The organism is Limnospira sp. PMC 289.06 (genome assembly GCF_032350395.1).
Lineage (GTDB): Bacteria > Cyanobacteriota > Cyanobacteriia > Cyanobacteriales > Microcoleaceae > Limnospira > Limnospira platensis.
Window position 1 is genome coordinate 1 of sequence record NZ_JARPLC010000533.1, and the last position, 357, is coordinate 357.

Annotated in this window: 1 protein-coding gene; it reads left to right on the plus strand. The window is 38.1% G+C overall.

Annotated features, from left to right (window positions below; genetic code table 11):
- Positions 1–80: 80 nt before the first annotated feature.
- On the plus strand, positions 81–357 hold a 277-nt coding region (locus tag P5674_RS26155; RefSeq protein ID WP_315643482.1), incomplete at its 3' end, for a hypothetical protein.

Sequence of the window (357 nt, forward strand, 5' to 3'; positions counted from 1 at the left end):
TCTTCTGTAGATATCCTTGCCATTATACGTCCTAAATGTTATGTTTTGTGCTATAAGAATTGAGGCTTTTGTAGCTTAATATGGATATCTCTATCAGTCAATTAATCAACCATCTCCCAGATGGTTCAACGTTAAAAACCTTGCTGGCTTCATTAGGCACTGACGCTGAAAACGTAGATGCTACCGTAGAACTTTACGAATTTGTTGAGGCTTTTTCCCAGGCCAAAAAAGAACACAACCAACTACCTCATGTTCAACGATTAAACGTAGTTTCTGATGAAACATTGTTTGATATAGTATGGCAACGGGATGGCTCCGTGACAAGAAGGTTAGAAAGAAAATTGTCATTCTTCCAAC